Annotated in this window: 18 protein-coding genes; 3 read left to right on the forward strand and 15 right to left on the reverse strand. The window is 72.9% G+C overall.

Features of this window, described 5'->3' with window-relative positions; all coding sequences use genetic code 11:
- Positions 1-16: 16 nt before the first annotated feature.
- The 13 genes from AB0398_RS28145 to AB0398_RS28205 all read right to left on the reverse strand — a co-directional run bounded on the left by AB0398_RS28145 (position 17) and on the right by AB0398_RS28205 (position 12,883).
- Positions 17-904 carry an ABC transporter permease gene (locus AB0398_RS28145; protein ID WP_366378433.1) on the reverse strand — a complete coding sequence of 296 codons (888 nt, stop codon included), beginning with the start codon at positions 902-904 and terminating at the stop codon, positions 17-19.
- Positions 891-1,685 (reverse strand): ABC transporter ATP-binding protein, encoded by a 795-nt coding sequence (locus AB0398_RS28150; RefSeq protein WP_366378434.1) that lies wholly within the window; start codon positions 1,683-1,685, stop codon positions 891-893. Before AB0398_RS28150 ends, AB0398_RS28145 begins: the two co-directional genes overlap by 14 nt.
- 37 nt (positions 1,686-1,722) lie before the next feature.
- Positions 1,723-2,862, reverse strand: a complete 1,140-nt coding sequence (locus tag AB0398_RS28155; protein WP_366378435.1) for an aliphatic sulfonate ABC transporter substrate-binding protein — start codon at positions 2,860-2,862, stop codon at positions 1,723-1,725.
- Between the two features lie 211 nt (positions 2,863-3,073).
- On the reverse strand, positions 3,074-4,417 hold the full coding sequence (locus tag AB0398_RS28160) for a GTP-binding protein (protein WP_366378436.1): 1,344 nt from the start codon (positions 4,415-4,417) through the stop codon (positions 3,074-3,076).
- Complete coding sequence (cysD, locus tag AB0398_RS28165; RefSeq protein WP_366378437.1) at positions 4,417-5,352, reverse strand: sulfate adenylyltransferase subunit CysD; 936 nt, start codon at positions 5,350-5,352, stop codon at positions 4,417-4,419. The genes AB0398_RS28160 and cysD overlap by 1 nt, the downstream gene beginning before the upstream one ends.
- The gene (gene cysC / locus AB0398_RS28170) at positions 5,349-5,930 is read right to left on the reverse strand and encodes an adenylyl-sulfate kinase (RefSeq protein ID WP_366378438.1); all 582 of its coding nucleotides are present in this window, start codon (positions 5,928-5,930) and stop codon (positions 5,349-5,351) included. The genes cysD and cysC overlap by 4 nt, the downstream gene beginning before the upstream one ends.
- The gene (locus AB0398_RS28175) at positions 5,930-6,637 is read right to left on the reverse strand and encodes a phosphoadenylyl-sulfate reductase (protein ID WP_366378439.1); all 708 of its coding nucleotides are present in this window, start codon (positions 6,635-6,637) and stop codon (positions 5,930-5,932) included. Before AB0398_RS28175 ends, cysC begins: the two co-directional genes overlap by 1 nt.
- The gene (locus AB0398_RS28180; RefSeq protein ID WP_366378440.1) at positions 6,634-6,813 is read right to left on the reverse strand and encodes a hypothetical protein; all 180 of its coding nucleotides are present in this window, start codon (positions 6,811-6,813) and stop codon (positions 6,634-6,636) included. The genes AB0398_RS28175 and AB0398_RS28180 overlap by 4 nt, the downstream gene beginning before the upstream one ends.
- The gene (locus tag AB0398_RS28185) at positions 6,810-8,507 is read right to left on the reverse strand and encodes a nitrite/sulfite reductase (protein ID WP_366378441.1); all 1,698 of its coding nucleotides are present in this window, start codon (positions 8,505-8,507) and stop codon (positions 6,810-6,812) included. The genes AB0398_RS28180 and AB0398_RS28185 overlap by 4 nt, the downstream gene beginning before the upstream one ends.
- A 137-nt stretch (positions 8,508-8,644) precedes the next feature.
- The gene (locus AB0398_RS28190; protein WP_310591794.1) at positions 8,645-8,728 is read right to left on the reverse strand and encodes a putative leader peptide; all 84 of its coding nucleotides are present in this window, start codon (positions 8,726-8,728) and stop codon (positions 8,645-8,647) included.
- A gap of 135 nt (positions 8,729-8,863) precedes the next feature.
- Entirely contained in the window at positions 8,864-9,433 is a 570-nt protein-coding gene (locus tag AB0398_RS28195) for a GNAT family N-acetyltransferase (protein ID WP_366378442.1), read from the reverse strand.
- Between the two features lie 178 nt (positions 9,434-9,611).
- Positions 9,612-10,907, reverse strand: a complete 1,296-nt coding sequence (locus tag AB0398_RS28200; RefSeq protein WP_366378443.1) for a GAF domain-containing protein — start codon at positions 10,905-10,907, stop codon at positions 9,612-9,614.
- Between the two features lie 320 nt (positions 10,908-11,227).
- A complete protein-coding gene (locus AB0398_RS28205) occupies positions 11,228-12,883 on the reverse strand; it encodes an acyl-CoA dehydrogenase family protein (protein WP_366378444.1) in 1,656 nt (551 codons plus the stop codon).
- Positions 12,884-12,900: 17 nt separating this feature from the next.
- Here AB0398_RS28205 and AB0398_RS28210 point away from each other — a divergent pair, with 17 nt between their 5' ends.
- The 3 genes from AB0398_RS28210 to AB0398_RS28220 all read left to right on the forward strand — a co-directional run bounded on the left by AB0398_RS28210 (position 12,901) and on the right by AB0398_RS28220 (position 16,910).
- Positions 12,901-14,025 (forward strand): YihY/virulence factor BrkB family protein, encoded by a 1,125-nt coding sequence (locus tag AB0398_RS28210; RefSeq protein ID WP_366378445.1) that lies wholly within the window; start codon positions 12,901-12,903, stop codon positions 14,023-14,025.
- A 336-nt stretch (positions 14,026-14,361) separates the two neighbouring features.
- Entirely contained in the window at positions 14,362-15,471 is a 1,110-nt protein-coding gene (gene rsgA / locus AB0398_RS28215; protein WP_366378446.1) for a ribosome small subunit-dependent GTPase A, read from the forward strand.
- A 74-nt stretch (positions 15,472-15,545) separates the two neighbouring features.
- Complete coding sequence (locus tag AB0398_RS28220) at positions 15,546-16,910, forward strand: AlkA N-terminal domain-containing protein (RefSeq protein ID WP_366378447.1); 1,365 nt, start codon at positions 15,546-15,548, stop codon at positions 16,908-16,910.
- 3 nt (positions 16,911-16,913) lie between these two features.
- Here the strand turns inward: AB0398_RS28220 and AB0398_RS28225 are convergent, their stop codons facing one another.
- Both AB0398_RS28225 and AB0398_RS28230 read right to left on the reverse strand, forming a co-directional pair.
- Complete coding sequence (locus AB0398_RS28225; protein ID WP_366378448.1) at positions 16,914-17,315, reverse strand: PPOX class F420-dependent oxidoreductase; 402 nt, start codon at positions 17,313-17,315, stop codon at positions 16,914-16,916.
- 85 nt (positions 17,316-17,400) lie between these two features.
- A complete protein-coding gene (locus AB0398_RS28230; RefSeq protein ID WP_366378449.1) occupies positions 17,401-17,883 on the reverse strand; it encodes a DUF456 domain-containing protein in 483 nt (160 codons plus the stop codon).
- Positions 17,884-17,946: the final 63 nt, after the last annotated feature.

Below are 17,946 nucleotides of genomic sequence, written 5' to 3' on the forward strand. Positions count from 1 at the left end.
GGTGGTTCGGCTCACTTCACTTCACGAGCAGGCCGCGGCTGCGGAGCACCCACCGCTCCAGCGGGCTGAAGATCAGCAGGTCGATCGCGATGCCGACGATCAGGATCAGCAGGATCGCCAGGAACACGCCGGGCAGGTCGATGTTGTTGCGGCCGTTCTCCAGGAGCTGGCCCAGGCCGAGGCCCAGGTCGGGGGAGGAGGCGATGATCTCCGCGGCCATCAGCGAGCGCCAGGAGAACGCCCAGCCCTGCTTCAGGCCCGCCAGGTAGCCGGGCAGCGCGGCCGGCAGGACCACGTGCCAGGTGCCCTTGAGTCCGGTGGCGCCCATGGTGCGGCCGGCCCGCAGGAACAGCGGCGGGACCTGGTCCACGCCGGAGACCAGTCCGTTGGCGATGGACGGGACGGCGCCGAGCAGGATGACGGTGAACATCATCGCGTCGTTCAGGCCGAACCAGAGCACGGCCGGCGGCACCCACGCCACCGAGGGCAGCGACTGCAGACCGGACAGGATCGGGCCGATCGCGGCGCGCACGAACTTCACCCGGGCCACGAGCAGGCCCAGCGGGGTGCCGATGGCGAGGGCGAGCAGGAAGCCCGCCAGGCCCCGGGACACGCTGGTCCAGATGACCTCCAGGAGGGTGCCCTGGAGCCACATGTCGACCAGGCCGTCCCACACCGCGGACGGCGCGGGCAGCTTGGTCTCCTCGGTGATCCCCGCGGAGACGAGGACCTGCCAGACGGCGAGGACCAGGGTGACGGCGAGGGCGGGCGGGAGGACCTTCTTGACGAGGACCTCGCGGACCGGGGTGCGGCGGATCTCGACCGCGTCCAGGGCGTCGAGCCCGGCCTCCAGACCGGCGAGGTCGTCCGCCTTGGCCTTCGGGGCGGTGTCAGTGCTGGCCATGGCGGCGGATCTCCCCACGCAGGTGTTCAGTGATCTCGACGGACAGCTCGGCCACGTTCGCGTCCTCGATGCGGCGCGGCTGCGGGATGTCCACGGTCCACTCCTTCGCCACCCGGCCGGGCCGGGAGGAGAGCAGGACCACGCGCTGGGCGAGGCGGACGGCCTCGCGCACGTTGTGGGTGACGAAGAGGACGGACAGGTTCGTCTCCTCCCAGATACGGGTGAGCTCGCCGTGCAGCACGTCGCGCGTGATGGCGTCCAGGGCCGCGAACGGCTCGTCCATCAGCAGGAGCTGGCTGTCCTGGGCGAGCGCCCGGGCGAGGGCCACCCGCTGCCGCATGCCGCCGGACAGCTCGTGCACCCGCTTGCCGTACGCGCCGCCGAGCCGGACGAGTTCGAGCAGCCGCTCGGCCTCCGTCCCGCGCTCGGTCCGGGGCACCCCGCGCAGCCGCAGGGCGAGTTCGATGTTCTTGCCCGCGGTCAGCCACGGGAAGAGGGCGTGCTCCTGGAACATCAGGGCCGGCCGGCCGCCCGGGGTCGCGATGGACCCCTGGGTCGGCCGGTCGAGGCCCGCGACCAGGTTCAGGAGCGTGGACTTGCCACACCCCGAGGCCCCCAGGATGGTGACGAACTCGCCGGGCGCGACGTCGAGGCTGACGTCGTCCAGGACGAGCTGGGTACCGGCCGGGCCGGTGAAGGACTTCGAGACGTGCTCGATCCGGGCGGCGTGCGTGTGCTCCGCCGCCGTGCCCTCGGCCGCCTTGGCGAGCGTCGTGGCCATGGTCGTCACCTCCTGGGGTTCGTGGATGCGCCGTCGGTTACTTGGCGCCGAGGCCGGCGTCGGAGACCTCGGGCTTGCCGGCGGCCTTCAGCACCTTGTTGAGGAGCGTCAGGTCGTAGATGCCGGCCAGGTCGGGCTGCTTGATGAGCCCGGCCTTGACGGCCCACTCGGACTGGGTCTTCAGCGTCGCGGCCAGCGGGTCGTCGGTGATCGCGATGCTGGGCCACGCCGGGTCGATGACCTTGGCGTCCAGGGCCTTGCCGCCGAGGCTCTTCAGGGCCGCGTTGGCGGACTCCTTCGCCTTGTCCGGGTTGGCGTTGATCCACTCGTTGGTCTTCACCGTCCCCTTGAGGACGGCCTCGACGACGTCCGGGTGCTCCGCGAGGAACTTCTGCGACACGATGATGTTCGTGATCACGAACTTCTTGTCGGGCCACAGGCTAGTCTCGTCGAGGAGGACGGAGCCGCCCTGGGAGACCAGCTTGGACGCGGTCGGCTCGGGCACCCAGGCGCCGTCGATCGAGCCGGACTTGAAGGCGTCCGGGGTGACCTTGTTGTCCGTGCGGACGACCGAGACGTCGCCCTTGCCGGACTCGGGGTCGACCTTCCAGCCCTTCTCGGAGATCCAGTTGAGGAGCGCGACGTCCTGCGTGTTCCCCTTCTGCGGGGTGGCGATCCTCTTGCCCTTGAGGTCGTCCAGGGTCTTGATCTTCGCCGGGTTCACGACCAGCTTCACGCCGCCGGAGGCGGAGCCGGAGACGATCCGCAGGTTCTTGCCCTTGGACTTGACGTACGCGTTGATGGAGGGCGAGGGGCCGATGAAGCCGATGTCGAGGGAGCCGCCGTTGAGCGCCTCGATCTCGGACGGGCCGGCGTTGAAGGTCTGGGGCTTCAGCGCGGTGGCGCCCAGCTCCTTCTGGATCAGTCCGTCCTGGACGCCGATCAGCGCGGTGGCGTGCGTCAGGTTCGGGAAGTAGCCGATCCGCACCTCGGAGGCGGAGAGCTTCTTCGCGTCGGCCGCGACCGGAGCCTTCTTGTCGGAGGACTCGTCCTTCTTCGCGTCGGAGCCGTAGCCGCACGAGGCGAGCGTCCCGATCAGCAGGGGCAGGGCGGCGGCGGCGACGACGCCGCGGCGCAGGGTCTTACTCGTGGTGCGGGCGTTTCCGTTGGCAGACACGCGAGGCTTTCCTCTCGGCACGTGGTCTCATGACGCACGTCTTCGGCGATGGAGCAGGGGCGGGTACGGCTCGTGGGGGGTGTGGGCGCGCAAGCGGTGCGCGTACGTCATCGCGCACATCGCGCCACCCCTCCCTGGCCGCTGCCGAGGGTGCCGCTGCCGACGCGGCCCCCCTCCTTCGCGAAGGTCGAGTAGATGTCGGAGAGCATGTCTAGAAGTCCCATCCTTCCTCGTCCTCGGTCGCCACGACCGCCTTGGCGGTGGCGAAGGACTCGCCCGCCATGCCGGCCGCGAGCGTGGTGCCGTCCGCCGGGTCGATCAGCAGGAACGAACCGGTGCGGCGGGAGTCCGCGTACGCGTCGAGCGCGAGCGGCTCGGCGGTCCGGACCACGACCCGGCCGATGTCGTTGGTGACCAGCTGCCCGGGGTCCGGGTGCTGGGAGAGGTCGTCCAGGGTCAGCCGCGAGGGGATGTCCTTGACGATCGCCTTGACCGTACGGGTGGTGTGCTTGAGCAGGACCCGCTGGCCGACCGCGAGCGGCCGGTCCGCCACGTGGCAGACGGTCGCCTCGACGTCCTGGCTGGTGGCCGGGGCGTCACCGGTGGGGGCGAGCAGGTCGCCGCGCGAGATGTCGATGTCGTCCGCGAGCCGGATCGTCACCGACTGCGGCGCCCACGCGATGTCGACGGCCTCGCCGAGCGCGTCGATCGCGGTGATCGTGGAGGTCTTCCCGGACGGCAGTACGGTGACCTCCTCGCCGACCCGGAAGGCCCCGGCGGCGATCTGGCCGGCGTAGCCCCGGTAGTCGGGGTGCTCGGCGGTCTGCGGCCGGATCACGTACTGCACGGGGAAGCGGGCGTGGCAGGCCGTCAGGTCGTGGCTGACCGGGACCGTCTCCAGGTGCTCCAGGACCGTCGGGCCGCCGTACCAGTCCATGTTCGCCGACGGCTCCACGACGTTGTCGCCGGCCAGCGCCGAGATCGGGATCGCGGTGATCTCCGGGACACCCAGCTCGGAGGCGTACGTCGTGAACTCCTCGGCTATGGAGGCGAAGACGGGCTCGGCGTAGTCGACCAGGTCCATCTTGTTCACGGCCAGGACCACGTGCGGGACGCGGAGCAGGGCGGCGACGGCGGCGTGCCGGCGGGTCTGCTCCACGACGCCGTTGCGGGCGTCGACCAGGACCACGGCCAGCTCGGCGGTCGAGGCGCCGGTGACCATGTTCCGGGTGTACTGCACGTGCCCGGGGGTGTCGGCGAGGATGAACCGGCGCCGGGCGGTGGCGAAGTAGCGGTAGGCCACGTCGATGGTGATGCCCTGCTCGCGCTCGGCCCGCAGGCCGTCGGTGAGCAGCGCCAGGTCGGGCGCCTCCTGGCCGCGGGAGCGCGAGGCGTGCTCCACGGCCTCCAGCTGGTCGGCCAGGACCGACTTGGAGTCGTGCAGGAGCCGGCCCACCAGGGTGGACTTGCCGTCGTCGACGGAACCGGCGGTCGCGAAGCGCAGCAGGGTGGTGGCCGCCGTCAGGTCGGCCGGCTGCTCGGTGGACGTGCTCATTAGAAGTACCCTTCGCGCTTGCGGTCTTCCATCGCGGCCTCGGACAGCTTGTCGTCGGCCCGGGTGGCGCCCCGCTCGGTGAGCCGGGAGGCGGCGATCTCCGCGATCACCGCGTCGAGCGTGGTGGCGTCGGAGTCGACGGCGCCGGTGCAGGACATGTCGCCGACGGTCCGGTAGCGGATCAGCCGGGTCTCGACCGTCTCGGTCTCCTTCGGGCCGCCCCACTCGCCGGCGGTCAGCCACATGCCGCCGCGGGCGAACACCTCGCGCTCGTGGGCGAAGTAGATCTCCGGCAGCTCGATCCCCTCCCGCTGGATGTACTGCCAGACGTCCAGCTCGGTCCAGTTGGACAGCGGGAAGACGCGGACGTGCTCGCCGGGGGCGTGCCGGCCGTTGTAGAGCTGCCACAGCTCGGGGCGCTGGCGGCGCGGGTCCCACTGCGAGAACTCGTCGCGCAGGGAGAAGACGCGCTCCTTGGCGCGGGCCTTCTCCTCGTCGCGCCGCCCGCCGCCGAAGACGGCGTCGAACCGGTGCTGCTGGATGGCCTCGGTCAGCGGCACGGTCTGGAGCGGGTTGCGGGTGCCGTCGGGGCGCTCGCGGAGCTTTCCGGCGTCGATGTACTCCTGCACGGAGGCGACGTGCAGCCGCAGCCCGTGCCGCTCGACCGTGCGGTCGCGGTACTCGATGACCTCGGGGAAGTTGTGCCCGGTGTCGACGTGGAGCAGCGTGAACGGCACCGGCGCCGGCGCGAACGCCTTCAGCGCCAGGTGCAGCATGACGATGGAGTCCTTGCCGCCGGAGAAGAGGATCACCGGCCGCTCGAACTCCCCCGCCACCTCGCGGAAGATGTGCACCGCCTCGGACTCCAGGGAGTCCAGGTGCGACAGCGCGAACGAGCCGTCGGTCGTGTCGTGGACGTGGGCGACAGTGGTCACAGCAGACCCTTCTCGGTGAGCAGCGCGTGGAGCTGCGCCGCGGACTCCTGCACGGTCTGGTTCTGGGACTCGATCCGCAGGTCGGGCGCCTCGGGGGCCTCGTACGGGTCGTCGACCCCGGTGAGGCCGCTGATCTCGCCCGCCGCCTGCCTGGCGTACAGGCCCTTCACGTCGCGGACGGAGCAGACCTCGACGGGGGTGGCCACGTGCACCTCGACGAAGGCGGTGCCCTCGGCGTGGTGGCGCTTGCGGACGGCCTCGCGGCTGTCGGCGTACGGGGCGATGACCGGCACCAGGACCTTCACGCCGTGCGAGGCGAGCAGCTCGGCGACGAAGCCGATCCGCTGCACGTTGGTGTGCCGGTCCTCGCGGGTGAAGCCGAGGCCCGCCGAGAGGAACTCGCGGATCTCGTCGCCGTCGAGGACCTCGACGCGGTGGCCCTCGCCGCGCAGCCGTCCGGCCAGCTCGTACGCGATGGTCGTCTTGCCGGCGCTCGGCAGGCCGGTGAGCCAGATGGTGGCACCGGTCACGTGGTTCTCCCGGGAGGTCTCTGAAGGGGGACGGGGGGTCGTGGTCATCAGCCGTGCAGCCCGCACTCGGTCTTGGCGCGGCCCGCCCAGCGTCCGGCGCGGGCGTCCTCGCCCTCCAGGACCCGGCGGGTGCAGGGGGCGCAGCCGACGGAGGCGTACCCGTCCATGAGGAGCGGGTTGGTGAGGACGCCGTGCTCCGCGACGTACGCGTCGACGTCGTCCTGGGTCCAGCGGGCGATGGGCGAGACCTTCACCTTGCGGCGCTTCTCGTCCCAGCCGACGACCGGGGTGTTCGCCCGGGTCGGGGACTCGTCGCGGCGCAGTCCGGTGGCCCACGCGCGGTAGGCGGTCAGGCCCTCCTCGAGGGGGGCGACCTTGCGCAGCGCGCAGCACCGGTCGGGGTCGCGGTCGTGCAGCTTCGGACCGTGCTCGGCGTCCTGCTCGGCCACCGTCTGCCGCGGCGTCAGGGTGATGACGTTGACGTCCATGACGGCGTCCACGGCGTCGCGGGTGCCGATGGTCTCCTCGAAGTGGTAGCCCGTGTCGAGGAAGACGACGTCCACGCCGGGGCGGACCCGGGAGGCGAGGTGGGCGACGACCGCGTCCTCCATGGAGGAGGTCACGCAGAAGCGCGCGCCGAAGGTGTCCACGGCCCAGCGGAGGATCTCCGTCGCGGGGGCGTCCTCCAGCTCGCGGCCGGCCCGTTCGGCGAGTGCCTTGAGGTCGGCCGCGGTGACGTCCTGAGCGATCGTCATGTCTCGTCCCCTCCAGAAGGATTGCTCGAAGTGCCCGGGGCGAGCAGCCCCAGGAACTTCAACTGGAAGGCCCGGCTGCACGCGGCGCATTCCCAGGCGCCGTGACCCCGCTCGTTGGGACGCAGGTCCTCGTCGCCGCAGTAGGGGCAGAAGAAGGGCGCGGCACGCTCGCTCATGACAGGGCCTCCTCGGAGGCGCGGGCCGCCCAGGTCGCGAAGCGCTCGCCGGTCTCGCGCTCCGCCTGGAAGCGCTTGAGGACCCGCTCCACGTAGTCGGGGAGCTCGGCCGCGGTGACCTTCAGGCCGCGGACCTTGCGGCCGAAACCGGCCTCCAGGCCGAGCGCGCCGCCCAGGTGCACCTGGTAGCCCTCGACGCGGTTGCCCTCGTCGTCCAGGACCAGCTGGCCCTTGAGGCCGATGTCCGCGACCTGGATGCGGGCGCAGGCGTTCGGGCAGCCGTTGATGTTGATGGTCAGCGGCTCGTCGAAGTCCGGGACGCGGCGCTCCAGTTCGTCGATGAGCGAGGAGCCGCGGCCCTTCGTCTCGACGATCGCCAGCTTGCAGAACTCGATGCCGGTGCAGGCCATCGTGCCGCGCCGGAAGGGCGAGGGGGTGACCCGCAGGTCGAGCGACTCCAGGGCGGCGACCAGCGAGTCGACCCGGTCCTCCTCGATGTCGAGGACGAGCATCTTCTGCTCGGCGGTGGTGCGGACCCGGCCGGAGCCGTGCGCCTCGGCGACCTCGGCGATCTTCGTCAGGGTGGCGCCGTCGACGCGGCCGACGCGGGGCGCGAAGCCGACGTAGAACCGGCCGTCCTTCTGCCGGTGCACGCCGACGTGGTCACGCCAGCGGCCGGCGGGCTGCTCGGGCGCGGGTCCGTCGGTCAGCTTCCGCTTCAGGTACTCGTCCTCCAGGACCTGCCGGAACTTCTCCGGGCCCCAGTCGGCGACGAGGAACTTCAGCCGGGCGCGGTTGCGCAGCCGGCGGTAGCCGTAGTCGCGGAAGATCGAGATGACGCCCTCGTACACGTCGGGCACCTCGTCGAGCGAGACCCAGGTGCCGAGGCGGACGCCGAGCTTGGGGTTGGTGGAGAGGCCGCCGCCGACCCACACGTCGAAGCCGGGGCCGTGCTCCGGGTGGCGCACGCCGACGAAGGCGATGTCGTTGATCTCGTGCGCCACGTCGAGCAGCGGCGAGCCGGAGACCGCCGACTTGAACTTGCGGGGCAGGTTGGAGAAGTCCTTGTTGCCGACGATCCGGCGGTAGATCTCGTCGATGGCGGGCGTGCCGTCGATGATCTCCTCGGCGGCGATGCCGGCGACGGGGGAGCCGAGGACGACGCGCGGGGTGTCGCCGCAGGCCTCGGTGGTGGACAGGCCGACCGCCTCCAGGCGGTTCCAGATCTCGGGGACGTCCTCGATGCGGATCCAGTGGTACTGGACGTTCTGCCGGTCCGTGATGTCGGCGGTGCCCCGGGCGAACTCCTCGGAGATCTCGCCGACGACCCGCAGCTGCTCGGTGGTCAGCCGGCCGCCGTCGATGCGGACCCGGAGCATGAAGTACTCGTCGTCCAGCTCCTCCGGCTCCAGGACGCCCGTCTTGGTGCCGTCCAGACCCTGCTTGCGCTGGGTGTAGAGGCCCCACCAGCGCATGCGTCCGCGCAGGTCGTTGGGGTCGATGGAGTCGAAGCCGCGCTTCGAGTAGACCGTCTCAATACGTGTCCGCACATTGAGACCGTCGTCGTCCTTCTTGAACTGCTCATTGCCGTTGAGGGGGGTGAAGTGCCCCACGGCCCACTGACCCTCGCCGCGGTGACGTCCGGCCTTGCGGCGGGCGGCGGCGGGGGTGGTGTTTTCCGGGGTGGCGGCCATGGCGTTTCGTCCTTCGGGACTGCGAGAGGGCGGCTCTGACCTGCACACTCACGCTCGTGTCGGAGGGTGGCGCGGCAGTGCGCAGCAGGATGGGGCAGAGTCGGGTGGAAAGGGTGATCGCGGCGGTGCTGGTTCCCTCAGCGCGCCGGACAGATGGCGCTGGACATGCGGCCGAGGTCGACGTGCCGCCGACTCACCAAGGCAATTCCAGTTCCAGACATGGCGGAAGCGTGTCACGGGACTTTGGAACCAGTCCAGCATCGTCCAGGATATGGACATTGTCGTCTCGTTCACTGAGACGGTGTGTTCTGGGTCACGCGAAAGGGGCCCCGGCGAGGGCCCCTTGTCGTCCTGCCTCAGGCGTGCGCACCGGGCCACGGGCCGGGCGTCACGGTCTCCTCGGCCTGCTCCACCTTGGTGTCGAACAGCCGGAAGCCGCGCCGCTCGTAGTTGGCCATGGCGTGCGGGCCGTCGAGCGAGCAGGTGTGCAGCCAGACGCGCTCCGTGGCCTCCCGGCCGGGCCAGCGGTCGGCCAGGTCCCAGGCGCGGGCCGTCGCGTACGACAGCAGGTGCCCGCCGATCCGGCGGCCCCGGAAGGCCGGGATCAGGCCGAAGTAGACGATCTCCACCACGCCGTCGGCCTGGGCCTCCAGCTCCACGTACCCGGCCGGCGTCCCCTTCTCGTACGCCACCCAGATCTCGGCGCCCGGCTTCTCGACGATCTCCTGCCACTGCTTGTAGGTCAGGGACAGGCGGTCGGACCAGCGGATGTCGCCGCCGACGGCGGTGTAGAGGAAGCGGCTGAACTCCGCCGACGGCACCTCGGCGCGCCGGACCGCCACGTCGTCGCCCTCCGGCGGGGTGGCGGGGCGCAGGTCGGACGGGGAGGTCTGTTCGAGGGACCAGGTGGTGAGAGTGATGCTCATGGGGCCATCGCATCATGCGGGGCGCGAGATGCCCAGGGCGGCCCCGGGGAGGGGGAGGCTCCTGGGGAGACGGGTGTCCGCATGGTGGACGGGGGCGCCGCGCGGGCCGGCCCGTGACGCCGGGGGCCGGGATCCGCCGCGTACCGCAGCCCGCCCCGCGCCCGCCCCGTATCGCCGGCTACCCCCGTACCCCCTCCCGCACCGCCGGTGCCGTCGAGTGGGGCAGCAGGTCCGCCGGGAGTTCCGGGCGGAGGACCTCCACCGTCACCTCCTCGCGGAAGCGGTACGGGCGGTGGGCCAGGACCCCCGCCAGGGTCCGGCGCACCCGGGACATCTCGGCCCGCACGGTCACCGTCCTCGTCCGGTCCCCGAACACGTCCTCCGCCAGCTCCGCCGCCGTCCGCCCGTGCCGGTGCAGCGCCAGGACGTAGAGCAGCTCGGCGTGCCGGGGGCTGAGCTCCTGCTGCCAGCCGCCCGCGGGGCCCGAGACGGACACCGTCCAGCGGCGCGGCCGGCTCAGGTCGAGGACCACCCGCTGCGCCGCCTCCGCGTCCGGCTCGCCGGCCGCCCCGGCCTCCTCCTCGACCCGCAGCAGCCAGCCGCCCGGCAGCGGCTCCACCGCGCAGGTCCCGAGCGAGGGCAGCCAGACCCGTCCGGCGCCGAAGGACTTGGGCAGCGGGATCCGGTCCACCGGCGCGAGCCCGGTCACCGCCGCCGTCCAGCCGTGGGCGTCCACCGCGACGGCCCGGCCGCCCACCCGGCACAGGATCGGCGCGGCGACCGACCGCAGCCGCTCGACCGCCCGGCGGTGCCGCTCCCGCATCTCGGCCTCGGCGAGCTGCGCCACCGAGTCGACCAGGGCCAGCATCGCCGGGTGGAAGGTGGAGGCCGGGCCGCTGACGTCGAGGATGCCCAGGAGCCGCCGGTCGCGCGGATCGCGCACGGGCGCGGCGGCGCAGGTCCAGTTGTGCAGCGTGTGCAGGTAGTGCTCGGCGGAGTGGACCTGCACCGCCCGGCCCAGGGCGAGCGCCGTGCCGACCGCGTTGGTGCCGGTCGTGTGCTCGGTCCAGGCCGCCCCCTCCTCCAGACAGATGCCGTTCGCCCGCCGCAGCACCCCGGAGTTCCCCTGGCGCCACAGCACCCGGCCGTGCTCGTCGGTGACCACCATGATCTGGAGGGAGGCGTCGGCGATCCCGGCGAGACCGCCGGTCAGCGTCTGCATGACGTCGGAGAGGAGCGTGGTCCTGCGCCGCTCCTCCAGTTCGTCGCGCTGGAGCAGCACGCTGCTCGTGCCCCGGTCGGGGTCGAGGCCGAGCCGGGCCATCCGCTGCCAGGACGCGTCGATGACCGGGCGGGGCGCGATCGGCGGCGTCCGGCCCGCCAGCGTCTCCTCGCGCACCCGGTGCAGCAGCCGGGCGGCCCGGGCGGCGTCCATGGCGGCCAGCCGGCCCATGTCGAGCTGCGTGTTCTTCATCGGTCTCTCCCAGCCACCCGGGGTGCTGTATCGGTTCCGCACAGGGCAGACGGCCGGAGTTCCGCACGGGGACGGACGTCCGGAGCGTCGGTGCCCATCGTGCCGCCCGGGACCGTCCGGCGAGACCCGGTTCGGGTAATCCTGCAACCCTTTGCAACTCTCGCCCTCACCCGCCCTCCTGGACGAGGCTTGTGCGAGCGGCGGGTGGTGCCGTGTCGGCGCAGCACCACCCCCGCTTTTTCGCGTGCGCCGTGCGGGCCCGTCACACCGGTCCGCCGTGCGGGCCCGTCACACCGGTCCGCCGTGCGGGGCTCCCGCCCCTACACCTCCACCCGCGCCCGCTCCACCACCGCCCGCAGGTCCAGGGTGTGCGGCAGTGTCCCGAAGGCCGCGCCGCCGTCGCCGCCCAGCCGCGCCGCGCAGAACGCGTCCGCGACCTCCGGCGGGGCCCACCGCACGAGCAGCGCGCCCTGGAGCACCAGCGCCATCCGCTCCGCGAGCCGCCGCGCCCGCGCCTCGATCCCGCTCAGGTCCGCCAGCTCGGCGAGCAGCCCCCGCACCGCCCGGTCGAACCGGTGGTCCGCGCCCCGCGCCGCCCCGACCTCCCGCAGGAACGCGTCGAGCGAGAGCGGCTCGGTCCGCAGCCCCCGCACCACGTCCAGGGCCTGCACGTTCCCCGAGCCCTCCCAGACCGAGTTGAGCGGCGACTCCCGCAGCAGCCGGGGCATCCCCGACTCCTCCACGTACCCGTTGCCGCCCAGGCACTCCAGGGCCTCGGCCACCACCGGCGTGCACCGCTTGGTCACCCAGTACTTCGCCACCGGCACCGCGATCCGCAGCAGCGCCCGCTCCCGGTCGGCGTCCGCCCCGCCGCCCTCCGCCGCGTCGTACGCCGCCGCCAGCCGCATCCCCAGGACCGTCGCCGCCTCCGACTCCAGGGCCAGGTCCGCGAGCACGTTCCGCATCAGCGGCTTCTCGGCCAGCGGCCCGCCGAAGGCGCTGCGGTACGTGCAGTGGTGCACGGCCTGCGCCACCGCCTGCCGCATCAGCGCCGCCGAGCCGAGCACGCAGTCGAGCCGGGTCGCCGCCACCATGCCCATGATCGAGCGGAGCCCGCGCCCCTCCTCGCCGATCCGGCGCGCCCACGTCGTCCCGTCGAACTCCACCTCGGCCGAGGCGTTCGACCGGTTGCCCAGCTTGTCCTTCAGGCGCTGGATCGCGAAGGCGTTGCGCGAGCCGTCCGCGAGCACCCGCGGCACCAGGAAGCAGGTGAGGCCCGCCGGGGCCTGCGCCAGGACCAGGAAGGCGTCCGACATCGGAGCCGAGCAGAACCACTTGTGCCCGGTCAGGACGTACTCGCCCGCCGCCGCCAGCGGGCTCGCCTCCGTGGTGTTCGCCCGGACGTCGCTGCCGCCCTGCTTCTCCGTCATCGCCATCCCGAGCAGCACGCCCGGCTTCTCCGCGACGGGCAGCAGCGCCCGCTCGTACACGTGCGAGCGGGCCGCCGGCTCCCACACCTCCGCGAGCTCCGGCTCGATCCGCAGCGCGGGCACCGACGCGTGGGTCATCGACAGCGGACAGCCGTGCCCCGCCTCCGCCTGCGTCGCCACCAGGAACCCGGCGGCCCGCCGCACATGCCCGCCGGGAAGGTCCCACGCGTCGGTCAGCCCGGCCGATACGGAACGCCCCAGGAGCCGGTGCCAGGCCGGATGGAAGCGGACCTCGTCGACCCGGTGGCCGTAGCGGTCGTGGGTCCGCAGCCGCGGCGGGTTCTCGTCCGCCTGCTCGCCCCACTCCCGCACCTGCTCCGAACCCGTCGCCCGGCCGAGCAGCGCGAGCGACTCCCGGGCCTCCCCGAGCAGCCCCGGATCGAGGTGCCGTTCGACCGCCTCGACCAGGGCACGGTCGCCCGTGAAGACGTCGTACCCGACCAGGGGAGGGGGCTGATTGGTCACTGTGTGGGTGGTCCGCGCCATGCGGATACGGTAAGCAGGTGCAGGCAGCAAGCGAAACACCCGAACGGCCCGAGCGGCGGCCCTGGAGCAGGCTCCACCGCGCCCGTGTCCTCTACCGCAACGTCTCGAAGCGGAAGATGGTCTGGCTGCTCCTGAAGGACACCGTCAACTCGTGCATCGAGTACCGGATCCTCGGCCTCGCCGCCGAGGCCGCGTTCTTCACCCTGCTGTCCCTGCCGCCCCTGCTCCTCGGCCTGATCGCGCTGCTCGGCTACGCCGACGACTGGACCAACACCGACACCGTCACCAGCATCCAGGAGAACATCCTCCGCGCCGCCGGAACGGTCCTCTCCGACCGGGGCGTCGAGGAGATCGCCAAACCGGTCCTGGACGACGTCACCCGGGGCAAACGGCCCGACCTGATCTCCCTCGGCTTCGCCATCGCCCTCTGGTCCGGCTCCCGCGCGGTGAACGTCTTCATCGACACCATCACCGTCATGTACGGCCTCGACGGGCACCGCGGCATCGTGAAGACCCGGCTCCTCGCCTTCCTGCTCTACCTCGTGGCCCTGGTCATCGGCGCCGTCGTGCTGCCCCTCGCCGTCGTCGGCCCCGACCGGGTCGTCGAGCTCATCCCCTGGGGCACGGAGGTCGTCTCCGTCCTGTACTGGCCGGCCGTCATCCTCCTCTCCATCGCCTTCCTCACCACGCTCTACCACGTGTCCGTGCCCGTCAGGTCGCCGTGGATCGAGGACATCCCCGGCGCCCTCGTCGCGCTCGCCATGTGGACCCTCGGCAGCTTCCTGCTGCGCATCTACCTGACCAGCCAGGTCGAGGGCCCCACCATCTACGGCTCCCTCGCCGCGCCCATCGCCGTCCTCCTCTGGATCGGCGTCTCCGCCTTCGCCGTCCTCGTCGGCGCCGCCGTCAACGCCGCCATCGACCGCGTCTGGCCCTCCGTCGCCACCGCCGCCGCCCGCGAGGCCAACGAACGCGCCCGCGCCGTCCAGGCGGCGGAACTCGTCGCCCGCGTCCGCGCCGAGGCCGACGACGTCGACGAGGACGACCCGGACATGCCCTCCGAGTTCCCCGAACGCTGGTCGAAGTTCCTGCCCCCGGACGACGTGAAGTCCCGCCTGCACTCGAACTGGGAGAAGGACTGACGCCGGGGGAGAAGCCGTACCGGTCCCGTGCTCTCCGAAGGGAAGTCCGGGGAACCGGTCTCGTACGGTCCCGCTCCGTCGTCAGCGGCGTTTAAACCGGTGGTGCCGTGCCCCGGGACGGGGCTATGGTGCTGCCCATCCGTTCGCGAGCGAACGGTGTCGGTACGTCGGTACGTCGAGAAGAAACCGGAGGTGAGGACATTGATGACTGTCACGGTGACGGGCACTGCCCGCATTCAGGAGTTCATCGTTCCCACCCCCGTGGCCTCCGGCTGACACCCACTCGATCCGCGCGCTCGGAGCGCGCCGCCGGGGCCGCCCTTCGAAGGGTTCCCCTTGTCTTCCTCGCTTTCCCTCGGTTCCTCCTCCCCGCTCGACGCCCACGGCTGGGACTCCGGCTGGGCCGCCGCCTTCGCGCCGTACGCCGCGCGGGGGCTCGTCCCCGGGCGGGTCGTCCGGGTCGACCGCGGGCAGTGCGACGTCGTCACCGCCGACGGGACCGTCCGCGCCGACACGGCGTTCGTCACCCCGCACGACCCGCTCCGGGTCGTCTGCACCGGTGACTGGGCCGCCGTCGACCCCGAGGGCGCCAGTGACCCCCGGTACGTGCGGGCGTGCCTGCCGCGCCGTACCGCCTTCGCGCGCTCCACGTCCTCCAAGCGGTCCGAGGGGCAGATCCTCGCCGCCAACGTCGACCACGCCGTCATCGCCGTCTCGCTCGCCGTCGAGCTCGACCTCGGCCGGATCGAACGCTTCCTCGCCCTGGCCTGGGAGTCCGGCGCCCAGCCGATCGTCGTCCTCACCAAGGCGGACCTCGTCCCCGACCCCGTCGGCCTCTCCTACCTCGTCGAGGACGTCGAGACCGTCGCCCCCGGCGTGCGGGTGCTGCCCCTCAGCTCGGCCACGGGCGAGGGACTCGACGTGCTCTCCGCGGTGGTCGCGGGCGGCACGACCGTGCTGCTCGGCGTCTCCGGCGCCGGCAAGTCGACCCTCGCCAACGCCCTCGTCGGCGAGGACGTCATGTCCGTGCAGGCCGCCCGTGACGTCGACGGCAAGGGCCGTCACACCACCACCACCCGCAACCTCTTCGTCCTGCCGGGCGGGGGCGTCCTCATCGACACCCCCGGCCTGCGCGGCGTCGGGCTCTGGGACGCCGAGGCCGGCGTCGGCCAGGTCTTCTCGGAGATCGAGGAGCTGGCCGCCGACTGCCGCTTCCACGACTGCGCCCACGAGGCGGAGCCGGGCTGCGCGGTGGCTGCCGCCATCGAGGACGGCACCCTGCCCGTCCGCCGTCTGGAGAGCTTCCGCAAGCTCATGCGCGAGAACCAGCGGCTCGTCGCCAAGACCGACGCCCGTCTGCGGGGCGAGATCCGCAGGGACTGGAAGCGCACGATGACCGCCGGCCGCGCCGCCGTCGAGTTCAAGCGCAACGGACGCCTGCGGTAGCCCGTACGGCCCCGGGGAGCGTGGTGTCCGAAAACCGCGAGCCCCGGGCCGTGCGCCGCCGCACACTGGAGACCGTGAGGGACGACGACACCCGCTACGAGGCGGTCAGCAGCAGGGACGCGCGGTTCGACGGAGAGTTCTTCTTCGCCGTCCGCACCACCGGCATCTACTGCCGCCCCAGCTGCCCCGCCGTCACCCCCAAGCGGCGGAACGTCGCCTTCTTCCCGACGGCCGCCGCCGCCCAGGGCCACGGCTTCCGGGCCTGCCGCCGCTGCCGCCCGGACGCCGTGCCCGGCTCCGCCGAGTGGAACGTCCGGGCCGACGTCGTCGGCCGCGCCGTGCGCATGATCGGCGACGGCGTCGTCGACCGCGAGGGCGTCCCCGGCCTCGCCGGACGCCTCGGCTACAGCACCCGCCAGGTCCAGCGCCAGCTCACCGCCGAACTCGGCGCCGGGCCCGTCGCCCTCGCCCGCGCCCAGCGCGCCCACACCGCCCGGCTGCTGCTCCAGACCACCGACCTCCCCGTCACCGAGATCGCCTTCGCGGCCGGCTTCGCCAGCGTCCGCCAGTTCAACGACACGATCCGCGCCGTCTACGCCCGCACCCCCACCGCCCTGCGGGCCGAGGCCGGCACCGGCGCGGGAGCCCGCACCGCCCTCGCCGCCGGGGTGCCGCTGCGGCTCGCCCACCGGGGGCCGTACGCGGCCGGCGAGGTCTTCGACCTGCTCGCCGCCGAGGCCGTGCCCCGCGTCGAGGAGGTCACCGGCGCTCCCGGCGCCCGCACCTACCGGCGCACCCTCCGCCTCCCGTACGGCACCGGGATCGTCTCCGTCGACGAGCGCTCCGCCGGGCGCTGGCTGGACGCCCGCATCCACCTCACCGAGCTGCGCGACCTGACCACCGCCGTGCACCGGCTCCGCCGCCTCTTCGACCTGGACGCCGACCCCTACGCCGTCGCCGAACGGCTCGGGGCCGCGCCCGGGCTCGCCGCCGAGGTGGCCGCCCGGCCCGGCGTGCGCTCCCCGGGCACGGCCGAACCCGAGGAGTTCGCGCTGCGGACCCTCCTCGGCGCCGAGGGGTCCGCCCGGGCCGTCGAGGAGCACGGCACCTCCCTGGCCACCGCCTGCGGCGGCCTCACTCACCTCTTCCCGGCGCCCCGGGACCTGACCGGCCACCCCGTCGCGGGCCCGCTGGCCCGCGCCCTCGCCGACGGAGCCGTACGGCTCGACCCCGGAGCCGACCGCGACGAGGCCGAGCGCGCGCTGCTCGCCGTCCCCGGAGTGACCCCCGGGGCCGCCGCCCTGATCCGGATGCGGGCACTCGGCGACCCCGACGTGACCCCGCCGGGCGACCCGGAGACCGAGGAGTGGCGGCCCTGGCGCTCCTACGCCGCCCGCTACCTCAAGGTCCCGGCCGCCCCCGGACCCCGCTCCGGGTGACCCTCAGGAGTCCGCGCCCCGGGAGTCGTCGAGTCCCCAGCTGTGGATCCGGTGCGGACGGATCCGGACGACCTCCTCGCTGAAGTGCGGCCCCAGGCCGTGCGGGCCCACGAGCAGCTCCGCCTCGCCGCGGATCTCGACGCCCCGCACCCGCCAGGGACGGACGCTCACCACGTCGTCCACGACCAGGGCCACCTTCGGGTTCTCCCGCAGGTTGCGCCACTTCTTCGTACGGCCCATCGCGAACCCGCCGATCAGGACGGTGCCGTCCTCCTGGGGAAAGAACCCCACCGGGTTGGCCTGCGGCTGCCCGGACGGGTCGACGGTCGCCATCCGGCCGAGCCGACCCCGGTCCTCCGTGAGGTAGGTCCACTCCGTCTCGCTGAAACCCTCGAAGTTCCTCATGGGCCCAGGATCGCGCCGATCCCCGCCCGGCGGATCGGCGGCGGGACCGACGCCGCCTCCGTCTCCGGGACCAGGACCCGCGGCCTCAGCCCCAGAGCACCGCCCCCGCCCACGCCCCCACGATCAGCAGACAGGCGAACAGCTCCACGAGCACGCTCGTGCCGGCCGCCCGCATCACCGTCCGGGTCGCCGCCCTGGCCTGCCCGTGGCCGCCCAGGCGGAGCCGCTCCGCGAGGTAGATCCCGCCCACGAAGCCGGGCACCGCGCCGACCACCGGGACCAGGACGAACCCCAGGAGCGCGCCCGTCCCGGCGTACGCCACCATCCGGCGGGTGATGCCGACCCCCCGGAACCGGCGCGCCGGCAGCTGCCAGACGACCACCTGGGTGAGGAGCAGCAGACCGGTCGAGGAGGCGAGGAGGATCCAGGCGAGGTCCGTCCGCTCGTGCAGCGACCACCAGAGCATCGCCGCCCACACCAGCCACGTTCCCGGCACGCCGGGCGCCAGGACCCCGAACAGACCGAGCAGCATCACCGTCGCGACCATCAGGAGCTGCCACACACCCACGCTGCCCAGCGTGCACGACACCGTGGATTCCCGCAGGTCGCGGCGGGCGGACGGGGGACGGGC

The sequence above is a fragment of the Streptomyces sp. NPDC086147 genome (assembly GCF_040702165.1).
Classification (GTDB): domain Bacteria; phylum Actinomycetota; class Actinomycetes; order Streptomycetales; family Streptomycetaceae; genus Streptomyces.

What these genes read in the sequence shown, in the direction of transcription:
- AB0398_RS28190 (WP_310591794.1), bottom strand. Translation starts at nt 8,728, where the DNA reads ATGTCTGGAACTGGAATTGCCTTGGTGAGTCGGCGGCACGTCGACCTC.
- AB0398_RS28205 (WP_366378444.1), bottom strand. Translation starts at nt 12,883, where the DNA reads ATGGCGCGGACCACCCACACAGTGACCAATCAGCCCCCTCCCCTGGTC.
- AB0398_RS28195 (WP_366378442.1), bottom strand. Translation starts at nt 9,433, where the DNA reads ATGAGCATCACTCTCACCACCTGGTCCCTCGAACAGACCTCCCCGTCC.
- AB0398_RS28150 (WP_366378434.1), bottom strand. Translation starts at nt 1,685, where the DNA reads ATGGCCACGACGCTCGCCAAGGCGGCCGAGGGCACGGCGGCGGAGCAC.
- AB0398_RS28160 (WP_366378436.1), bottom strand. Translation starts at nt 4,417, where the DNA reads ATGAGCACGTCCACCGAGCAGCCGGCCGACCTGACGGCGGCCACCACC.
- AB0398_RS28145 (WP_366378433.1), bottom strand. Translation starts at nt 904, where the DNA reads ATGGCCAGCACTGACACCGCCCCGAAGGCCAAGGCGGACGACCTCGCC.
- AB0398_RS28175 (WP_366378439.1), bottom strand. Translation starts at nt 6,637, where the DNA reads ATGACGATCGCTCAGGACGTCACCGCGGCCGACCTCAAGGCACTCGCC.
- AB0398_RS28200 (WP_366378443.1), bottom strand. Translation starts at nt 10,907, where the DNA reads ATGAAGAACACGCAGCTCGACATGGGCCGGCTGGCCGCCATGGACGCC.
- AB0398_RS28180 (WP_366378440.1), bottom strand. Translation starts at nt 6,813, where the DNA reads ATGAGCGAGCGTGCCGCGCCCTTCTTCTGCCCCTACTGCGGCGACGAG.
- cysC (WP_366378438.1), bottom strand. Translation starts at nt 5,930, where the DNA reads ATGACCACGACCCCCCGTCCCCCTTCAGAGACCTCCCGGGAGAACCAC.
- AB0398_RS28225 (WP_366378448.1), bottom strand. Translation starts at nt 17,315, where the DNA reads ATGAGGAACTTCGAGGGTTTCAGCGAGACGGAGTGGACCTACCTCACG.
- AB0398_RS28185 (WP_366378441.1), bottom strand. Translation starts at nt 8,507, where the DNA reads ATGGCCGCCACCCCGGAAAACACCACCCCCGCCGCCGCCCGCCGCAAG.